This is a genomic window from Serratia microhaemolytica (genome assembly GCF_004011885.1).
In the GTDB taxonomy this organism is placed as follows: Bacteria; Pseudomonadota; Gammaproteobacteria; order Enterobacterales; family Enterobacteriaceae; genus Serratia_G; species Serratia_G microhaemolytica.
In genome coordinates this window covers 1,052-1,346 of sequence record NZ_ML137214.1, presented here as the reverse complement: position 1 = coordinate 1,346, position 295 = coordinate 1,052, and the positions used below count along the sequence as shown (strand labels likewise).

The window sequence follows — 295 nt, the reverse complement described above, 5'->3', positions numbered from 1 at the left end:
TGCGCCATCGATAGTGACCGCACTGCTGCCCAGGTTGCCGCTGTAACTGAGGCTGATCGACGCGCCGTTGGCGATCTGGGTGTTGGCGGTGAAGCTATTGTTCGCGCCGGTGATACTCAAATCGCCGCCCTGCACATTCAACGCCCCGCTGCCGGTTAATCCGCCATCAGCGCTGGAGCTACCGCCAGCGCTCAGGTTGAGTGTGCCGCCGGCCAGGTCGATCACCCCGCTGTTGCTGAGCAAGCCGCTGTTGAACAGGCTGTTGGCTAGGTTGATCTGCCCAGCATTGGTTAAC

Annotated in this window: 1 protein-coding gene; it reads right to left on the bottom strand. The window is 61.4% G+C overall.

Going from position 1 to position 295, the window contains the following annotated elements; all coding sequences use genetic code 11:
- The coding region (locus EOJ37_RS01105) for a hypothetical protein (RefSeq protein WP_206194002.1) at positions 1-295 on the bottom strand (295 nt) is incomplete at both ends.